The following is a 17,330-nucleotide window of genomic DNA, read 5'->3' on the forward strand; positions in this document are numbered from 1 at the left end:
GGTGCAACGATCCCGGCGTCGTGGAGCGCGGCTAGCGCGGGGGCAGGGCGCAGGCGGGGGTGCCGCCGGGGAGGCGGTGGCGGTTGGCGGCGACGAGCCGGTAGAGCGCGGCCATGCCGAGGCGGACGCCGGGGAGGAGGGCGAACGAGCCCAGGAGGTTCCACGGGAGACGCTGCGTGCGCAGCAGCAGTCGGGCGGCGGCGTCCGCGCCGCCGTAGGCGTGGCCGGAGGGGGTGATCCAGACGATCTCGCGTTCGACGCGGTCCGGGGTCACCGCGCCCGCGGTGAACTTGCCCAGGGCGTTGAGGTCCGCGAACTGGAACGGGATCGACGCCCAGCCGTCCGTGCCGAGAACCCGCTCCGCCGTCCGCAGGGACGACGTGCAGAAGGCGCAGTCGCCGTCGTAGACCAGGACCGGCGTTCCCGCAGTGATCTCCATGGGCACCATTGTCGCAGGTCCCGCCGAGCGCGCACTGCGCCAACCCGCTGACATGGCGTGATCCACAGCGATACCCTGGCAGGGCACGCCCGTTGACGGACGTTCAGGGAGGAAACGCCGTGACGAATGACGGAATCGGGCCGCAGATCCTGCGCACCGACCCGTCCCCCAGTTCGGGGGCGACCACCTCCCTCTCGTCGATGGCCTACCGCGACGGCGACTACGAACCGCTCGCCGCGCTCCACCCGGAGATCAAGCACAAGACGGGCAAGATCAAGCTGCTCGCGCCCAACCTCGGCGAGGCCTTCTGCGAGGCGGTGATCGCCCGGACCCTCGGCGCCAAGCGCAAGCCGATCGTGCCCTCCTACGGCGCCACCCCGCGCATCGTCGTCGAGCACTGCCTGGAGGCGGAGGACGTCCGCCACCAGCGCGACAAGCAGCTCACCCTGGTCGCCCTGGTCTTCGGGCTGGTCTTCCTGCCCGGCGCGCTGCTCTGGCTCGCGGTTTTCGAGATCGCCCGCCGTTCACCGGAGAAGAACCGGGAGCTGTACCAGAACCTCGGCATCGTCGTGGTCGTGGTGATCGCCGCGGTGCTCGCCTGGCGCCCGGGCGACGTCACCGGGCTGTGGGGGCAGTACCTGCGGATCATGACCATCGTGCCGCTGGTCGGCTGGTACCTGGCCCGGCGGATCTGCCTCGGCAACGCCGAGAAGCTGCGCGCGCGTTGGGGCGCGCTGCTGGAGGGCAGCGCGGCCGGACCGCTGGTGCCCGGCGCGGTGCCGAAGGGCCCGGACGACCACAAGGCGGAGAACCAGCGGAAGCAGCTGGCCAAGCTGCTGGCCGAGCAGGAGACCAACGTCGTCCACTACGCCGGCACCAAGGGCGTTCTCGGCCTCGGTCCACGCTGGGCGCTGTGGTCGCTGGCCGAGCAGCTCACCCCGGCCGAGGGCCACAAGGAGATGCGCCCGTTCCACAACTCCGACCTGATCCGCAAGATCGAGGAGCGGCTGCACCTGCTCGGGCGCAGCGTCGTCGACAAGGGCGGCATCCCGGGTGTGATGGTCGACCAGTGGGTGGTCCTGCCGATCGGCGAGGGTGCCGACGAGATCGCCCGCCCGACCGGGCCGGACATGGACGGCGACCGCATGCGCGGGTCGGCGGTCACCGATCTGGCGAACAAGCAGAGCTTCGGCGAGGGTCCGCGGCACTACCTGGGCACGCAGTTCGTGCTGTGGAACGGCCAGCTCATCATCACGCTGATGACCAGCGTCAGCGTGCTCTCGGACACGCTGCGCATAGAGATCAGCGGTCACGCGCTCGGTCCGCTGCCGCCGCTCTTCAGCGCCAAGCCCAAGGCACCGGAGAAGCAGGTGCAGAAGAGCGGCAAGTTCTGGGAGGAGAAGACGGTCGTCCTCCCCATCGTCACCAACATGGAGGTCGTCCGGCTTGCGGTGCGAGCCCCGTTCACCTGGAACCAGGGGCTGCTGAACTGGCTGGGCGGCTCCCTGAAGCTGCCCGAGCCCTTCGGCCTCCGCCCGGCCTGGGCCACCCGCCCGTGGACGCACCGCTTCATGGCCGACGACGCGATCCGGGTCGCCACCCCCGTGCTGCGCGCGGTCCACGACGCCACCATGGACATGCTCGCGGACCACGACGTCGACCTCGAACGCTTCCTCGCCCGCTCGCAGTTCCTCAGCACCGAGGTGCAGACCGTCCGCCCGTTCAAGGCGGACGTCTACGAGGCGGACTGAGCCCTGACTCAGGAGGACGTGGCCGCCGTGCTGACGGGGCCCAGGGCGCTGTTCGCGAGCCACTGGGCCCAGGAGCGGTTCCAGTCGCCGTAGCCGTTGCCGGTGGCCACCACCGGCTTGGCGGTGGAGCCGACGACCGTGACGACGTCGCCGACCATCACCGTGTTGTAGAAGCGCTTGGCGGTGCCGTCGTCGGCCAGGCCGATGCAGCCGTGGGTGACGTTCTGCTTGCCCGCGTAGGTGTCGGCGCGGGCGTTCTGGTGCAGGTAGGTGCCGGACTCGGTCAGGTGCGAGGCCCAGTAGTAGTAGTCGTGGTAGGCGTCCCCGAGGTTGACGGTCTGTGAGTTCATGTAGACGGCCGGGGACTTGTCCATCACCACCATGGTGCCCTCCCAGGTGTCCAGGCCTGGCTTCCCGGCGGTGATGGGGATGCGGTGGGTGGTTCCGTCGTCGACGACGGTCATCTGGTGGGTGGAGACGTCGACGGTGGCGATGAGCGAGCGGGCGACGGTGAAGTGGCGGCTCGCGTGCGAGCCGAGGGCGACCGTGACGGTGGTGCCGGGGGTCCAGTACGCGGTCGGCCGGAAGTCCACCCGCCGGCCGGGGCCGAGGTTGTGGTCGGTGATCCAGCTCCAGGCGCCGGTGACGCCGCTGGAGGTGGTCACCCGCAGCCAGGCCTCGACCGCGCGCCGCTGGCTGTCGGGGACCGGACGGTCGAAGGTCACCGAGACCGGCAGGCCGACGCCGACCTTGGCGCCGTCGTCGAAGTTGAGGCGCGCCGAGGCGAGCACGGCGGGCTCGGGGCCGCGCGAGCCGGCCGGGGAGGGCGAGCCGCTCGCGCTCGACGTCCCGCCGCCGCTGGGCGTCGCGGTCCCGGCGGACGGACTGGGCGCGGTCGTGCCGGGTGCGGCGACCTGCGTGGCGCTGTGCGTGCCGCAGCCCGCGAGGCCGAGGACGCAGGCCCCGGCCAGCAGTCCGACCCCCAGCAGACGGGCACGGCTCCGGGCAGGGCGGCGAGGTGACGACGAGACGGCGAGCATGGCGGTTCCCCCTGAAGGCAATGCGGTAGTACCCGCTAGAACGCCGCCGAGGGATCATGAGGTTGCCTGCCGTTTGCAACAACTGTGTCTCGGCGGCCCCGCGGTGCACAGCCCGTCCGCACGCAGTGGGCCTGCCGGACCACCTGGGCGACACGATCGGGTGGCCCGACGCTGTTCGTCCGCCCGTGGGCAGGCGCCGTCCTGTACGACATGATCATGAGATTTTCGATCAACCTCGGCCTCGTGATCGCCGCAACCGCCGCCTCCGTCTGCGTCAGCGGTCTCATCACGCCGACCGCCGCGTCAGCGCTCGAATCCGGTGCCCGCCGGCTCGTCACCCCCGGCAGCGGCGCCTGCGACGTCCACGCACCGGCCCACGGCGCTCGGAGCAGTCCGGAAGACTCCCGGCCAGGGCCACGTGCCACAGCCGCGACCACGCATTGCTTCCAGATCACCGACGAGGTCTCCTTCGAGCCTCCCCTGGAGCATCGTCACGCCGTGTCCTTCGCCGTGCTCCTGGTCGACGCGTGCCGCACGCTGTTTCCGCGGGACAGGAACGATGTGGTCGTGACCGTCGTCGGGAACACCGCGAAGGTGCGCATGTCGCTCATGGCGCACAACGAAGCGGAAGCCCGCTACGAGGCGTTCCACCTGATCGACCTGATCATCGAGGAGGTTCTCGCTCCCGGAAGGGTCGGGATCGACTAGCCAGGAGCCGCCCGCCCGATCAGGTGCGCGGCCGGACGCCGGAGGGGGCCGGGTGGCACGAACCGGCTCACACCTCGGGCCAGGCGTCGGCGATCAGCTTGCGGGTGTCGCCCAGCATCTGCGGGAGGACCTTCACGCTGCCCACGACCGGCATGAAGTTGGTGTCGCCGCCCCAACGCGGCACCACGTGCTGGTGCAGATGGGCGGCGATGCCCGCGCCACCGGCGCTGCCCTGGTTGATGCCGATGTTGAAGCCGTGCGCGCCGGAGGCGGCCCGCAGCGCGGTCATCGCCTGCTTGGTGAGCTCGGCGATCTCGACCGTCTCCTCGGGCGTCAGGTCGGTGTAGTCGGCGACGTGCCGGTAGGGGACGGCCATCAAGTGACCGCCGTTGTACGGGTACTTGTTGAGCACCGCGTAGGCCTGGACGCCGCGGCGGACGATCAGGCCGTCCTCGTCGCTCATCGACGGGATCGCGCAGAACGGGCAGCCGTCGTCGGGCGCGGGGCCCGTCGGCTTGGACTCGCCCTGGATGTAAGCCATCCGGTGCGGGGTCCACAGGCGCCCGAACCCGTCGGGGATGCCCGCTCCGTGCTGCTGCTCCGGCTCCGTCGTCATGCTGATCAGCATAGGCGGAAGGGCGGCCCCGACGGGACCGCCCTCCCCTACCGACCGTCGATCCGGGATCGGACCGGGAACCTGATCAGACCTGCACGCGGCGCTCCACCACGTCGACCAGCTCGGCCAGCGCGTCGGCGCGGCTGATGCCGTTCTTCTGCGAGCCGTCGCGGTAGCGGAAGGAGACGGTGCCCGCGGCCATGTCCTCGTCGCCGACGATGACCATGAAGGGGACCTTGGCCTTCTGGTGGTTGCGGATCTTCTTCTGCATCCGGTCGCCGGAGGCGTCCACGTCCACGCGCAGACCCTTGGCCTTCGCCTCCTTGGCGAAGTCCTGGAGGTACTCCACGTGCCCGTCGCCGATCGGGATGCCGACGGCCTGGACGGGGGCGAGCCATGGCGGCATCGCGCCGGCGTAGTGCTCCAGCATGACCGCGAAGAAGCGCTCGATCGAGCCGAACAGGGCGCGGTGGATCATGACCGGCCGCTGGCGCGAGCCGTCCGCCGCGGTGTACTGGAGGTCGAAGCGCTCCGGCAGGTTGAAGTCGACCTGGATGGTCGACATCTGCCAGGTGCGGCCGATGGCGTCCTTGACCTGCACGGAGATCTTCGGGCCGTAGAAGGCGGCGCCGCCCGGGTCGGGGACCAGCGGGAGGTTCTGCTTCTCGGCGGCCTTGCGCAGCGTCTCGGTCGCCTCCTCCCAGACCTCGTCGGAGCCGATGTACTTCTCCGGGTCCTTGGTGGACAGCTCCAGGTAGAAGTCGGACAGGCCGTAGTCGCGCAGCAGGTCCAGCACGAAGGTCAGCAGCGAGTCGAGCTCGTCCGCCATCTGCTCCTTGGTGCAGTAGATGTGCGCGTCGTCCTGGGTGAAGCCCCGGGCCCGGGTCAGGCCGTGGACGACGCCGGACTTCTCGTACCGGTACACCGTGCCGAACTCGAACAGGCGCAGCGGCAGCTCACGGTAGGAGCGCCCGCGGGCGTCGAAGATCAGGTTGTGCATCGGGCAGTTCATGGGCTTGAGGTAGTAGTCCACGCCCTCGTCGAGCTGCATGGGCGGGTACATGCCGTCGGCGTACCAGTCCAGGTGGCCCGACTTCTCGAACAGGGTGCCCTTGGTGGCGTGCGGCGAGTAGACGAACTCGTAGCCCGACTCCTCGTGGCGCTTGCGCGAGTAGTCCTCCATGGCGCGGCGGATGATGCCGCCCTTGGGGTGGAAGACCGCGAGGCCGGAGCCGATCTCCTCGGGGATCGAGAAGAGGTCCAGCTCGGCGCCGAGCTTGCGGTGGTCGCGCTTCTCGGCCTCGACCAGGAAGTCGAGGTACGCCTTGAGCTCGTCCTTGGAGGGCCAGGCGGTGCCGTAGATGCGCTGCAGCATCGGGTTCTTCTCGCTGCCGCGCCAGTAGGCAGCGGCGTTGCGCATCAGCTTGAACGCCGGGATCAGCCGGGTGCTGGGCAGGTGCGGGCCGCGGCAGAGGTCCTTCCAGCACAGCTCGCCGGTCTTGGCGTCGAGGTTGTCGTAGATGGTCAGCTCGCCGCCGCCGACCTCGACGTTCGCGCCGTCCTCGCTGCCCGCCGAGCCCTTGAGGCCGATCAGCTCCAGCTTGTACGGCTCGTTCGCGAGCTCCTCGCGGGCGGCGTCCTCGGTGACGACCCGGCGCGCGAAGCGCTGGCCGCGCTTCTGGATCTCCTGCATCTTCTTCTCGATGACCTTGAGGTCATCGGGGGTGAACGGCTTCTCGACGTCGAAGTCGTAGTAGAAGCCGTCCTTGATCGGCGGGCCGATGCCGAGCTTGGCGTCGGGGAAGCACTCCTGGACGGCCTGGGCCATCACGTGCGCGGTGGAGTGCCGCAGGATGTTGAGGCCGTCCTCGCTGGTGATCTCCACCGGCTCGACCTCGTCGCCCTCGCGCAGCTCGTAGCTGAGGTCCCTGAGCTCGCCGCCGACCTTGGCGGCGATGACGGCGCGCTCGCCGTCGAAGAGCTGGGCCGCCGTCGTGCCCGTCGCCACCACGCGGTCTTCCCGATCGGGTTCGCGACTGATGACCACACGGACGTCCGACACCGGACTCTCCTGACTCTCGGTTCCTCATGAGGAGCAGCGGGACCGCTGCGATCACGATGGTACCGACCCGGGGACCGGCCCCGCGCAGGCATTACCCCGCGTCGTCCGCTCCGTCCGCCTCGTCGGGACCGTCCTCGCCCTCCCCCGCGCCCAGGAAGCCGGTGGCGCGCAACCGCAGCGCCTTGGCGAGCCTGTCGCGCTCGGCCTCGTCGAGGGGGACCAGGGACACGTCGGCCGCCCCGCTGAGGCGGCGGAAGCCGCCCTTGCGCTCCAGCATCCCGGACAGCCGGACCGGCGTCCCCTCCAGGTGGGCGACGACGGCGGTGCGGTAGTCGGCGTCGCCGAGGCGAACCCTGACCTCGTCCACCTCCGCGCCGGTCAGCACCCGCAGCCGGACCACGCCCTCACCGTGCGGGACCGCGCGCTTGAGCCGGACCACGGCACCGGTCAGTTCCACCGCGACGGCGGGCTCGCTGCGTTCGAGCCGCTCGGCGGCGGCCTCCAGCGCGGGCAGGTCGCCGGGCGAGAACTCGATCAGCAGCCGCCGGTTGCCGAAGCCGTGCGGCACGCCCACGGCGGCGGACCAGTGCAGCGTGACGGTGGCGCCCTCGCTGCCGCGGATCAGCTGGACGACGGCGGCGATCAGCTCCCGGCTGAGCCCGAGCCGCACGCCGTTGTCGAAGGCGTCGCTGCTGCCGTTGGCCCGCTGCAGGTCGACCGCCTCGCGCAGGGCCTCGAGGGCGAGCACCAGCGTGATCGTGGCACGGCGGTCGCCGGGGGCCGGGTGTAGGCGGTGAGCAGGCCCGCGCCGGTGCCCGGCGCGACGACCAGGACCCGGTCGAGGAACTCGGCGGCGTACGCGTCGAGGCGCGCGCCGAAGTAGGCGGCCCGCGCCTGCCCCGCCTTGGCGGCGGCGGCGAGCATCGCACTGGCGGCGGCCCGCAGCTCGGCCTCGGCCCCCCAGGGGACGGCCCCGCCGACGCCGGGCACCTCGCGCCGCCAGTGGATCTCGTCGCCGGGGACCAGCAGCGCCGAGAGGATGGCGCGGGCGGAGGGGACGCCGGACCGGGCCAGGGCTCCGAGGGCCTCGTCGAGCAGATCGAGGCTGTCGTCGAAGGCGCGGTCGGCGGGGACCAGGAGACTGGTGTCGGGCTCGCGGTCCTCGGGCGGGGCCCAGCGGCTGTAGCGGCCCTGCGCCCCGCCGCGGCGGACCCACCCGTGCCGGCCGAGCAGCGTGGTCAGCACGTCGGGGTCGACGCGGGCCGGGTCGGGCAGGACGACGTCGGCGAGGTGCGGGTCGGCGTCGCCGGGAGCACGGCCGGAGGGCGCATCGGTTCCGGCGAGGGGCGCGCGTCCGCCCCTCGCACGCAGGGCGGCACGGGCGACGGGGGTCACCGCATCTGCCGGGGTGTCACGCCGCCTGGCTGTCACGCCTGCCCTCCCGCCGGTGGGTGCCCGTGATCGGGGTCGGTCACGGCCTCTCGCCCGCCCCCACACGCGCCATGATGGCGCACAGGGCGCGGTCATCGAAGACCTGCTGAGTCGGTATCCGGACATTCGTCCGCCGCCTGCCGGTGACGGCGTGCCCGGCCAGGTTGACCCAGTAGCAGCAGTGGCGCACTTCCAGCCGGTCCGGCTGGGCCAGCAGCCACTGGTCGACCTCGCGCGGGACCAACATGACCACCAGGATCTTGTGCACGGCGACCCGGGGGTGGGCGAGTTTGCGCAGGTGGTCGTTGTCGAGGGTGAAGCTGAACGAGGGTCCGGCCGGGCGCGCCGCTATCTGGTAGGTGCACTTCAGCTGGACCTTGATGGTGACCTCGTCGTCCTCGGCGTGTGCGGAACTGCCGTGACTGAGATGCCAGTCGATGCCGTTGTCGGGGAAGGGTGAGGCCAGCGCACAGCCCGCGGCCGCCGCCACGGCGTGGAGGTAGCCGACCTGGAGGGTCTCCATGCAGGAGGTGACGGCCAGTTGGCCGCGCAGTGTGTACCCGCCGGGGCCCACCGGTTCGGGGAGGGCTGCCGGTCCGGGCAGGGAAGAGGCCATCGGTGCCGCTCTCGGTCAGGACGACGGGCGCGCCCGTCCGCTCCGGACACCCCGTCAGTTTCGGTCTTTCCATGGCTGGATACGGCGAAACAAGCTCGCACCTTCCTGGAGGATTGAATGCGCAAAGTGACCGGGTATCACCTGATCGTGAGCGCTGTCGGGACCGCTCGGGGCGGTCGAGGGACGGCAGCGACGGGGAAGCCCAGGACAGGGGGATGAGGATGACGCTCTGGTACGAGGCGGCACTCGCCTCCTTCGACACCGAGACGACCGGCGTGGACGTCGAACGCGACCGGATAGTCACGGCCGCCCTCGTCGTCCAGGAGGAGCCGGGCGGAGCGCCGCGACGCCACACGTGGACGGTGGATCCCGGCCTGCCGATCCCGGCACAGGCCACCGCCGTGCACGGCCTGACCGACGCCTGGGCGCGCGAGCACGGCCGCCCGCCGGGGGTGGCCGTCGAGGAGATCGCGCGGGCACTGGCCGAAAGCGCGCGGGCCGGGCGGCCGCTGGTCGTGATGAACGCCCCCTACGACCTCACCCTGCTGGACCGGGAGCTGCGGCGGCACCGCGGCATGACACTCGATCAGTACCTGACCGGGGCACCGCTGCTGGTGCTCGACCCCTGGGTCCTCGACAAGCGCCTGGACCGCTACCGCAAGGGCCGCAGGAACCTGGCCGCCCTGTGCGAGCACTACGGTGTCACACTGACCGACGCGCACGACGCGGCGGCGGACGCGACGGCGGCCCTGGAGCTGACGCGCGCGATGGGCCGGCGGCACCAGGGGCAGTTGGAGGGCCTGAGCGCGGCCGAACTCCATCTGCGCCAGGCGGTCTGGCACGCCGCGCAGGCCCGCGGCCTGGAGCAGTGGTTCAGCCGGAGCGGCACGCCGGCCAGGGTGGACACCGCCTGGCCGCTGCGACTGCCACTGGAGCGCGCGGCCTGAACGACTGAAGGCCCCTCAACTGAGGGGCCTTCAGGTGCTGCACGGGTGGGCGATACTGGGTTCGAACCAGTGACCTCTTCGGTGTGAACGAAGCGCTCTCCCACTGAGCTAATCGCCCGGGCACGGACAGAACATTAGCACTGCCAGGGCCGATGCCTGAAAACGGATTCCGGACCGGGGCGGTTCGCCTCGAACAATTCGAACACCAGTGCTACTTTGAAGGCATGGCAACGGCACTGCTCCTGATCGACGTCCAGCACGACATGCTGCTCAGCCCCTCGGTCTCCGCGTCCCTGCGCACGCTGCTGACCCGGGCGAGAAACGCCGGAGCCATCGTCGTGCACGTGCGCAGCGAAGGTCGGCCGCTGCTGTTCGACTCCTGGCCGGGTGAGCCGGTCCTCGACCGCGCCGCCGAGGACTCCTTCGTCGGCACCGGACTGGCCGAGACCCTGCCGCCGGGCACGCGCCTCGCGATCGCGGGGGTCTGGAGCGAGCACGCCGTTTCTGCCACGACGCTGGAGGCCCTGGCGCGCGGCTACCGGGTCGTGCTCGCCTCCGGTGCGCACGAGGGCTTCTCGCCGGACGCGGCGGTCGAGGTCGAACACGCGCTGGCGGCGGCCGGCGCGGTGATCGCCGGCGCGGACGCCGTCCCCTTCACCTGAGCCGGCAGCGCCGCTCGCCCACGACGGGGACCCCAAGACACGCCGAAGGCCCGCAGGTCGTTGACCTGCGGGCCTTGCGTCACGGGTGGGCGATACTGGGTTCGAACCAGTGACCTCTTCGGTGTGAACGAAGCGCTCTCCCACTGAGCTAATCGCCCGGCACAGGGAAAACACTACCGCATGCCGAGCGGTGCTCCGGCACGCCTCAGGACGGCGCCCGGAGCCGGACGAGAGCGACGGCGCGCCCGACCCGCCGTCGGGCGATCGAGTCATGCCGGTTGGCGATCACAACTGGCCGAAAGCCATCTCTGAACGATCGATCAGGTGGCCGAAGAGGCCGTTTTCTGTGACGGATGTGACTGCTGAGACTGCTGGGCCATATGGGGTACCAGCAGCGCACTAATCCGGACAGAGGGGTTTACCGCGGGCCTAAGGGTGGGATGGTCCGTTCGCCGACGTGCGATCCCCGAGCGCACACTGAGCGAAAGGCCTTGGCGCTTATGAACACCACGGTCAGCTGCGAGCTGCACCTGCGCCTCATCGTGTCGAGCGAGTCTTCCCTCCCCGTTCCGGCGGGGCTGCGCTACGACACGGCCGACCCCTATGCCGTGCACGCCACCTTCCACACGGGCGCCGACGAGACCGTCGACTGGGTGTTCGCCCGCGACCTCCTCGCGGAGGGGCTGCACCGGCCGACCGGGACCGGCGATGTCCGTGTCTGGCCCTCACGCAGCCACGGACAAGGAGTCGTCTGCATCGCCCTGAGCTCTCCCGAGGGAGAAGCCCTGCTGGAGGCCCCGGCGCGCGCGCTGGAGTCCTTCCTCAAGCGCACCGATGCCGCTGTCCCCCCGGGGACCGAGCACCGCCACTTCGACCTGGACAGGGAGCTGAGCCACATCCTGGCCGAGAGCTGAGGCCGCGGGCGCTCGCAGTCCGGGCGTCCGACAACCGTCCCACCGCAGTCACTCATGCGCGGGCGTGCTACTCGGGGGCACGCAGCGCGGCAGGACGACGCCGCCACGACCGACCAGGTCGTGGCGGCGTCGTCGTGTCGGCGGCGCGAACGCGGCGGGCGGGATGCGGGGCGGTGCCCCTGGGCCCGGTGGGGCGGTCCGGCGCCACGCCGCGGGCGATCTTCGGCGTGGACATGCACGGTGGTCCTTTCCGACCGGTAGAGTCTCGCCAACCAGTCGGGCCACGGAGAGCCAGGAGCCCCGCCGTGCTGATCACCCACGACACCGAGTGCGCACTCGACGTGCTGGTGGAACTGCTGAACACCGCGCCCGAGGCCGGCGGCCAGGAGGGCCTGCCGGACCTCGCCGCGCTGCGCGGCTTCGTCGTCCGCCGCGAGCTGAGCGACATCGGGCCGCTCACGCCGGGCGACCTGGAGGGCGTGCGCCGCCTGCGGCACCGCTTCTGGGAGGTGCTTGCCGCGGAGACCACCCGCGACGCGGCCGAACTGCTCAACGCGATGGTCGCGCGGGCCGGGACCACCCCCAGACTCACCGACCACGACGGCCACGACTGGCACGTCCACTACTTCGCCCCCGGCGCCGCGCTCGCGGACCGCCTGGCAGCGGAGGCGGGCATCGCCCTGTCGATGGTCATCGTCGCGGGCGAGCGCGACCGGATGCGGCGCTGCGAGGCACCGGACTGCGTCCGCGTCTTCGTCGACCTCTCCCGCAACCGCTCCCGCCGCTACTGCGACAGCCGCACCTGCGGCAACCGGCTGCACGTCGCCGCATACCGGGCGCGGCAGCGGGTCGCTCCCCCGGCGGAGGCGCAGCGCGGCGTCGGCGTGGGGTCTTGATCCACAGACCCGACCCCGCCGACCCGGTCCCGCCCGGGGCCGAGGCGGTGCGGCCGCTGGAGCTCTTCTTCGACCTGGTCTTCGTCTTCACCGTCACGCAGATCGCGTCGGTGCTGGTGGCCCGTCCCGACCTGGGCGGGCTGGGCCGGTCGGCCGTGCTGCTGACGATCACCTGGTGGATGTACGGCGGCTATGCCTGGCTGACCAACGCGCTGGACCTGGACCGCACCGGACCTCGGCTGCTGCTGCTCGCCGGGACGGCGGGCTTCTTCGTCATGTCGCTCGCCGTGCCACGCGCGGTGGGGCCGGGTCCGTGGGGGCTGGTCTTCGGCGCGGCCTACCTCTTCGTGGTGCTGCTGCACGCGGTGGGCTTCCTCGGCACCTCCGGGCACCGAGGCATCGCCCGGATCGGGCCGATGAACATCGTCAGCGCGTCCGTAGTGCTGGTCGCGGGGGCGGTTCCCCCCGACCGCAGGGTCTGGGTGTGGGTGCTGGCCTGCGCACTGGAGTGGGTGACGCCCTTCCTCGTCCGCGAGGGCGGGTTCAGCGTCGGCGCAGGGCACTTCGTCGAACGCCACGGGCTCGCCGTGATCATCGTGCTCGGCGAGTCCATCACCGAGGTCGGCTCGGCCGCGACCCACCAGGACGACCTGACCACGGTCCTGCTCGGTGCGCTGCTGGCGCTGGCGGCGAGCGCGGCGATGTGGTGGCTCTACTTCGACCGCGAGGAACGCGAGAGCGCCGCCCTGCTCGACGGCTTCCCCGCCGACCGCCGGCCCCGGGTGGCGGTCTACGCGTTCGGCTACGCCTACCTCACCCTGATCTTCGGCATCGCGGTCTCGGCGGTGGGGATGCAGGAGGCGATCGACTCCTTCGGCCGTCCGCTGCACGGGCTGTCCGCGGGACTGCTTCCGCTCGGCGTCGCACTGTTCCTCCTCGGCCTGGCCTGCTTCCACCACGCGCTGGCGGGCGAATGGCCGGTGGCCCGGCTGGTCACCGCGCCGGTGGTCGGGGCGTGCGGCCTCGCGGCGACGCACTGGACGGGCGGCGGCGTCGCGCTGGGCGTCACGGCGGCGGTGCTGATCGGGCTGGTGGCGTGGGAGCAGCGGGCCGTCGCGGCCCGTGGGTAGCCAGACCCGGGCGGGTCAGATGCCCCGCTTCTTGAGGATCTCCTCGATGTCGGAGAAGTCGCCGAGATCGGCGGTCGGCGCGGACTTCGCGGGCAGCGGCGCCCCCGGAGCGGCGGCGCGACCCGGGGCGGCGGCCGCGGGCGCGGGACGGCCGGCGACCTGACCGCCGCTCTGCCTGCGCCGACGCCGGACGCCGGTCGCGAGCAGGATCAGCACGGCGGCGCCGAGCATCGAGACGCCGACCCAGACCCGCGGGTCGAAGACGAGGTGCGTGGCCCAGTGGGCGAGGGCGCTGCCGATGGTGTGGAAGACCGTGATCAGCCCGGTGAGGTAGAGCCCCGTCGGCACGAGGGCGAGGGCGAGCCAGCGAAGAGCGGCACGGCGCCGGCCGCGCACGGCGGCCAGCACGGCGATGACGACGCCGAGGGCCGAGAGTGCCATGCAGATGATCGCTGTCATGATCGGTCACTCCTTCTGCTGCTTCCGTGCACTTTCATCCTGCCCACAAATGGGAGACTTGCGAACATGACCGAAAGTTCCGCCGCTGCCGTCCAGTCCGTCGAGTTCTGGTGCGACCTGCAGTGCCCCGACTGCACGGCCGCACTCGACGACGTCCGCGCGCTGCGCGCCGCCCATGGTGACCGCGTGGAGATCGTGCTGCGCCACTTCCCGCTGGAAAAGCACAAGTTCGCCTTCCAGGCGGCCGAGGCGGCGGAGGAGGCGTTCGCCCAGGGCCAGGGCTGGCCCTTCGTGGAGGCGCTGCTGGCCCGCACGGAGGAGCTGGCGAGCGGCGGCACGACGTTCCTGGGCAAACTGGCAGGCGAGCTGGGCCTGGACGCGGAGGAACTGGACACGGCGCTGATCGACGGCCGCCACAGCTTCACGGTCGAGGCCGACCACGCCGAGGGCAAGGCGATCGGCGTCAAGGGCACGCCGACCTACGTCGTCGCCGGCAAGCTCCTCGACGGCTCCAAGAGCCAGGACGGGCTCCGCGCCCGGATCGAGTCCCTGCTGAGCGTGTAGAGCGTGTAAGGCGAGCTCCCCCGGGGCGCGAGGTTCTGCGCGCCTCGGCGCGCGAGAGCGGGACCACCCGCGCGGGGCATCGGATGATCCTGGTCGTCGGCGCCGCATCGGGCGCGCTCCTGCGCTCCGCTCCGGCCCCGGCCGCGCCTGGAAACGGAGCGGAGGCCGGGTTGCCCGGCCCAAGGGCGCGGGCCCAGCCGAGCAGAGGCCAAGTCGCACCCTCCAGGGGCGCGGGGAACCGCTCGACGGGCCACCCCGGGTGGGGAGTCCCCGTACGCGCGGCGCCGTCCGCACCGGGTGGTTCCTCGCGCAGTTCCCCGCGCGCCTGAGGTCCACCTCAGAGTGCCTTGCCCAGTGCCCAGCGGTAGGTGCGGTAGCCGAGGGAGGCGTAGAGGCGTTCCGCAGGGGCGTTGCCGGCGTGGACGTTGAGGCCCAGGCGGTGGTGGCCCGCCGCGTGGGTGACCTGTTCGGCGACGAGCATCAGACTGCGGCCGTGGCCGTGCCCGCGGAACGCCTCGCCGACCTCGATGTCGAAGATCCACGGAGAGCGCCCCCGGGTCTCACCCGTGTTGACCCAGACGGTGCCGACCACCTCGCCGTCCGCCTCCAGGCACACGATCGAGGTGTCCGCGGTGTCGAGGCCCTCGCCCAGCAGCGAGGCGTGGCTCGCCGCCGACTTGGCCACCGCCTGCTCCTGCGTGAGTCCCGTGCGTTCGACCAGCTCCCGCACGTAGGCGGCGTCCTGCGCCGCGAGCCAGACCGGGAACTCCGCCGCCGTCATCGCCCGCGCCAGCGTGCCGGGCGGCAGCGGCGGCGGGCTCGCGGGGAGGTCCTTGGCCATGTTCCGCGCCGTGAGCGCGTACCCCAGGCTCGCGGCCCAGCGCAGACCGCGCCGGGTCGCCTCGCTGTCCTCCACGCCGACGAGCGTGGCCTCGGCGCGGCTGCAGCCCCAGGACCGAAGGATCTCCTCGGCGGCCAGGACCGCCGTCGTGCCGCGGCCGCGGCCGCGGCCGGACTCCTCGACCGCCAGGTCGCTGATCAGTCCCACGCCGTCGGCGAACGCGGTGACCCGCACGCCGCCGACCTCGCGGCCGTTCACGCAGATCGCGAAGGGGCGTTCGCGGCCGCCGCCCTCGGGGTGACGCTCGGGTCCGGTCGGGCGAAGGGTCGTCGTCATGCGGCGGTCACGGCTCCAGGTCGGCGGCGGCGTGCTGGGAGAAGAGTTCCATCACCTTCTGCGTCACCGGACCCGGTGCGCCCGGCAGTTCGCGCTGGTCGACGCGTGAGACGCCCTGGACGTCGCGCAGGGTTCCGGTCAGGAAGACCTCCTCCGCCTCCTCCAGCGCCGAGTAGGGCAGGTCCGCCTCCTCCGCGTCGGTCCACTGCAGCACCAGGGCGCGGGTGACGCCCGCCAGGCAGCCGGAGGTGAGCGGCGGCGTCAGCAGCCGGCCGTGCAGGACGACGAAGACGTTGGAGCCGGTGCCCTCGCACAGCTGCCCGGCCGTGTTGGCGAGCAGCGCCTCGCTCGCGCCGTACTCGTGGGCACGGGCCAGGGCGATGACGTTCTCGGCGTAGGAGGTGGTCTTCAGACCCGCCGTCGCGCTGTGCTCGTTGCGCGTCCAGGGCACGGTGACCACGGCGGCGGCGTCGGGGCGGCGGGCGACCTCGCCGAGGGCGACGACGAGGGTCGGGCCGGCGTCGCCGCGGTCGGAGCCGAGCGGGGCGACACCGCCGGTGAAGGTGATCCGCAGGCGGCCGAGGGCGAAGGGGTTGGCCTCCAGCACGGCCGCACAGGCGCGCTCGACCTCGTCGCGGTCGGGGGCGGGCAGGCCCATCCCGCGGGCCGACCGCTCCAGGCGGTCGAGGTGGCGACGCAGGGCGAAGGGGCGGCCCTCGACGGCCTTGACCGTCTCGAAGACGCCGTCGCCGACGGTCATGCCGTGGTCGAGGACGGAGACGGTGGCCTCGGAGGCGTCGCTCAGTACGCCGTTGACCCAGATCCGCACGGTGTCGCTCCTCAGTTGTCGTACCCGCGCCGCCCGTCGCCGGATGAGGGCCGAAGCGGTCGCGGTCAGTGTCCCGGTTCCGACGCTACCGCGAGCAGGCGGGACGCCTTGAGCTCGGTCTCGTCCCATTCGCCGTCCGGGTCGGAGCCCCAGGTGATGCCCGCGCCGGTGCCGAAGCGGGCGACGGGCGCGGCCGGGTCGCTGCGGTCCACCCAGAAGGTGCGGATGCCGACGGCGAGCTCGCCCAGGCCGCGGTCGGCGTCGACCCAGCCGACGGCTCCGCAGTAGGGGCCGCGGGGGGCCGTCTCCAGGGCGTCGATGATCCGCAGCGCGCTGCTCTTGGGCGCGCCGGTGACCGAGCCGGGAGGGAAGGTGGCGTCGAAGAGCGCGGGCCAGCCGGCGTCCGGGCGCAGCCTGCCCTCGACCATGGAGACCAGGTGGACGAGGCCGGGGTGCTTCTCCACGGCGCAGAGATCGGGGACGGTCACGCTGCCGGTGCGGCAGACTCGGCCGAGGTCGTTGCGGACCAGGTCCACGATCATGACGTTCTCGGCCCAGTCCTTCTCCAGGAGGTCGGCCTCGGTGCGCCCGGTGCCCTTGATGGGGCCGGAGCGGACGACGTCCCCGTCGCGGTGCAGGAAGAGCTCGGGCGAGGCGGTGGCCACCTCGACGCCGTGGTCCGGGAGCCGGACCGTGCCGGCGTAGGGGGCAGGGTTGCCACGGGCCAGACGTGCCGTCAGCGCGTCCACGTCGGAGCGGGCCGGGTCGGGCAGCGGCGCGCTCAGCACCCGGCAGAGGTTGGCCTGGTAGACCTCGCCGGCGGCGATGTGCTCGCGGATGCGGCGGACGCCGGCGGTGTAGGCGTCGCGGTCCAGCGAACTGCTCCAGGCCGACCGGTCGGGGCCGAGCCAGCCGGAGGCGGCGGAGTACGGAACGGTCTCCTCGGTGCGTATGTCGGAGAACCGGGCGCAGGTGATGCGCCCCTCGAAGTCCGCGACCACGGCCCAGAAGCCCGAGCCGTCCAGCACCGCCGGATCATGGCTGACCTCGCACAATCCGGTGGCCACGCGGCCTGCGAAGCGGGCCATG

At 72.1% G+C, this 17,330-nt stretch carries 19 protein-coding genes and 2 tRNA genes; 8 read left to right on the forward strand and 13 right to left on the reverse strand.

Annotated elements, in window-relative coordinates:
- Positions 1–31: 31 nt before the first annotated feature.
- Complete coding sequence (locus BS83_RS29545; protein ID WP_037610110.1) at positions 32–439, reverse strand: thiol-disulfide oxidoreductase DCC family protein; 408 nt, start codon at positions 437–439, stop codon at positions 32–34.
- 119 nt (positions 440–558) lie between these two features.
- On the opposite strand from BS83_RS29545, the gene BS83_RS29550 reads away from it, so the two are divergent.
- The gene (locus BS83_RS29550; RefSeq protein ID WP_051944289.1) at positions 559–2,190 is read left to right on the forward strand and encodes a hypothetical protein; all 1,632 of its coding nucleotides are present in this window, start codon (positions 559–561) and stop codon (positions 2,188–2,190) included.
- 8 nt (positions 2,191–2,198) lie between these two features.
- Here the strand turns inward: BS83_RS29550 and BS83_RS29555 are convergent, their stop codons facing one another.
- Entirely contained in the window at positions 2,199–3,230 is a 1,032-nt protein-coding gene (locus BS83_RS29555; RefSeq protein WP_051944291.1) for a L,D-transpeptidase, read from the reverse strand.
- A 216-nt stretch (positions 3,231–3,446) separates the two neighbouring features.
- On the opposite strand from BS83_RS29555, the gene BS83_RS29560 reads away from it, so the two are divergent.
- On the forward strand, positions 3,447–3,938 hold the full coding sequence (locus tag BS83_RS29560; protein ID WP_157597363.1) for a hypothetical protein: 492 nt from the start codon (positions 3,447–3,449) through the stop codon (positions 3,936–3,938).
- Between the two features lie 67 nt (positions 3,939–4,005).
- Here the strand turns inward: BS83_RS29560 and BS83_RS29565 are convergent, their stop codons facing one another.
- The 5 genes from BS83_RS29565 to BS83_RS29580 all read right to left on the reverse strand — a co-directional run bounded on the left by BS83_RS29565 (position 4,006) and on the right by BS83_RS29580 (position 8,663).
- A complete protein-coding gene (locus BS83_RS29565) occupies positions 4,006–4,566 on the reverse strand; it encodes an HIT family protein (protein WP_198035326.1) in 561 nt (186 codons plus the stop codon).
- Between the two features lie 73 nt (positions 4,567–4,639).
- On the reverse strand, positions 4,640–6,616 hold the full coding sequence (gene thrS / locus BS83_RS29570) for a threonine--tRNA ligase (protein ID WP_037606504.1): 1,977 nt from the start codon (positions 6,614–6,616) through the stop codon (positions 4,640–4,642).
- Positions 6,617–6,707: 91 nt separating this feature from the next.
- Positions 6,708–7,364, reverse strand: a complete 657-nt coding sequence (locus BS83_RS48630) for a lysophospholipid acyltransferase family protein (protein WP_063774247.1) — start codon at positions 7,362–7,364, stop codon at positions 6,708–6,710.
- Positions 7,259–8,047: a hypothetical protein gene (locus BS83_RS48635; RefSeq protein WP_332262355.1), complete on the reverse strand. Its 789-nt coding sequence runs from the start codon at positions 8,045–8,047 to the stop codon at positions 7,259–7,261. Before BS83_RS48635 ends, BS83_RS48630 begins: the two co-directional genes overlap by 106 nt.
- Before the next feature lie 40 nt (positions 8,048–8,087).
- Positions 8,088–8,663, reverse strand: coding sequence for a DUF4365 domain-containing protein (locus BS83_RS29580; protein WP_037606505.1), 576 nt, complete (start codon positions 8,661–8,663; stop codon positions 8,088–8,090).
- A 221-nt stretch (positions 8,664–8,884) separates the two neighbouring features.
- On the opposite strand from BS83_RS29580, the gene BS83_RS29585 reads away from it, so the two are divergent.
- Positions 8,885–9,610 carry an exonuclease domain-containing protein gene (locus tag BS83_RS29585; RefSeq protein ID WP_037610113.1) on the forward strand — a complete coding sequence of 242 codons (726 nt, stop codon included), beginning with the start codon at positions 8,885–8,887 and terminating at the stop codon, positions 9,608–9,610.
- 46 nt (positions 9,611–9,656) lie between these two features.
- On the opposite strand, the gene BS83_RS29590 is transcribed toward BS83_RS29585, so the two are convergent.
- Positions 9,657–9,728, reverse strand: a tRNA-Val gene (locus BS83_RS29590).
- A 106-nt stretch (positions 9,729–9,834) separates the two neighbouring features.
- Between BS83_RS29590 and BS83_RS29595 the strand changes: the two genes are divergently transcribed.
- Positions 9,835–10,272 (forward strand): isochorismatase family protein, encoded by a 438-nt coding sequence (locus tag BS83_RS29595; protein WP_051944293.1) that lies wholly within the window; start codon positions 9,835–9,837, stop codon positions 10,270–10,272.
- 86 nt (positions 10,273–10,358) lie between these two features.
- On the opposite strand, the gene BS83_RS29600 is transcribed toward BS83_RS29595, so the two are convergent.
- A tRNA-Val gene (locus BS83_RS29600) sits at positions 10,359–10,430 on the reverse strand.
- A gap of 342 nt (positions 10,431–10,772) precedes the next feature.
- Between BS83_RS29600 and BS83_RS29605 the strand changes: the two genes are divergently transcribed.
- The 3 genes from BS83_RS29605 (at position 10,773) to BS83_RS29615 (ending at position 13,212) form a co-directional block, all read left to right on the forward strand.
- Positions 10,773–11,186, forward strand: a complete 414-nt coding sequence (locus BS83_RS29605; protein WP_034091203.1) for an SsgA family sporulation/cell division regulator — start codon at positions 10,773–10,775, stop codon at positions 11,184–11,186.
- Between the two features lie 305 nt (positions 11,187–11,491).
- Complete coding sequence (locus BS83_RS46720) at positions 11,492–12,082, forward strand: CGNR zinc finger domain-containing protein (RefSeq protein WP_037606506.1); 591 nt, start codon at positions 11,492–11,494, stop codon at positions 12,080–12,082.
- Positions 12,079–13,212 (forward strand): low temperature requirement protein A, encoded by a 1,134-nt coding sequence (locus tag BS83_RS29615; protein ID WP_051944295.1) that lies wholly within the window; start codon positions 12,079–12,081, stop codon positions 13,210–13,212. Before BS83_RS46720 ends, BS83_RS29615 begins: the two co-directional genes overlap by 4 nt.
- A 15-nt stretch (positions 13,213–13,227) precedes the next feature.
- On the opposite strand, the gene BS83_RS29620 is transcribed toward BS83_RS29615, so the two are convergent.
- On the reverse strand, positions 13,228–13,671 hold the full coding sequence (locus BS83_RS29620) for a hypothetical protein (protein WP_051944297.1): 444 nt from the start codon (positions 13,669–13,671) through the stop codon (positions 13,228–13,230).
- Positions 13,672–13,737: 66 nt separating this feature from the next.
- On the opposite strand from BS83_RS29620, the gene BS83_RS29625 reads away from it, so the two are divergent.
- Entirely contained in the window at positions 13,738–14,235 is a 498-nt protein-coding gene (locus BS83_RS29625; protein ID WP_037606508.1) for a DsbA family protein, read from the forward strand.
- Between the two features lie 337 nt (positions 14,236–14,572).
- Here the strand turns inward: BS83_RS29625 and BS83_RS29630 are convergent, their stop codons facing one another.
- The 3 genes from BS83_RS29630 to BS83_RS29640 form a co-directional block, all read right to left on the reverse strand.
- Entirely contained in the window at positions 14,573–15,412 is an 840-nt protein-coding gene (locus tag BS83_RS29630; protein WP_037606509.1) for a GNAT family N-acetyltransferase, read from the reverse strand.
- A gap of 7 nt (positions 15,413–15,419) precedes the next feature.
- A complete protein-coding gene (locus BS83_RS29635) occupies positions 15,420–16,241 on the reverse strand; it encodes an aminotransferase class IV (RefSeq protein ID WP_037606510.1) in 822 nt (273 codons plus the stop codon).
- Between the two features lie 65 nt (positions 16,242–16,306).
- Positions 16,307–17,329 (reverse strand): chorismate-binding protein, encoded by a 1,023-nt coding sequence (locus BS83_RS29640; protein ID WP_037610116.1) that lies wholly within the window; start codon positions 17,327–17,329, stop codon positions 16,307–16,309.
- Between the last annotated feature and the right edge of the window lies 1 nt (position 17,330).

This window comes from Streptacidiphilus rugosus AM-16, assembly GCF_000744655.1.
In the GTDB taxonomy this organism is placed as follows: domain Bacteria; phylum Actinomycetota; class Actinomycetes; order Streptomycetales; family Streptomycetaceae; genus Streptacidiphilus; species Streptacidiphilus rugosus.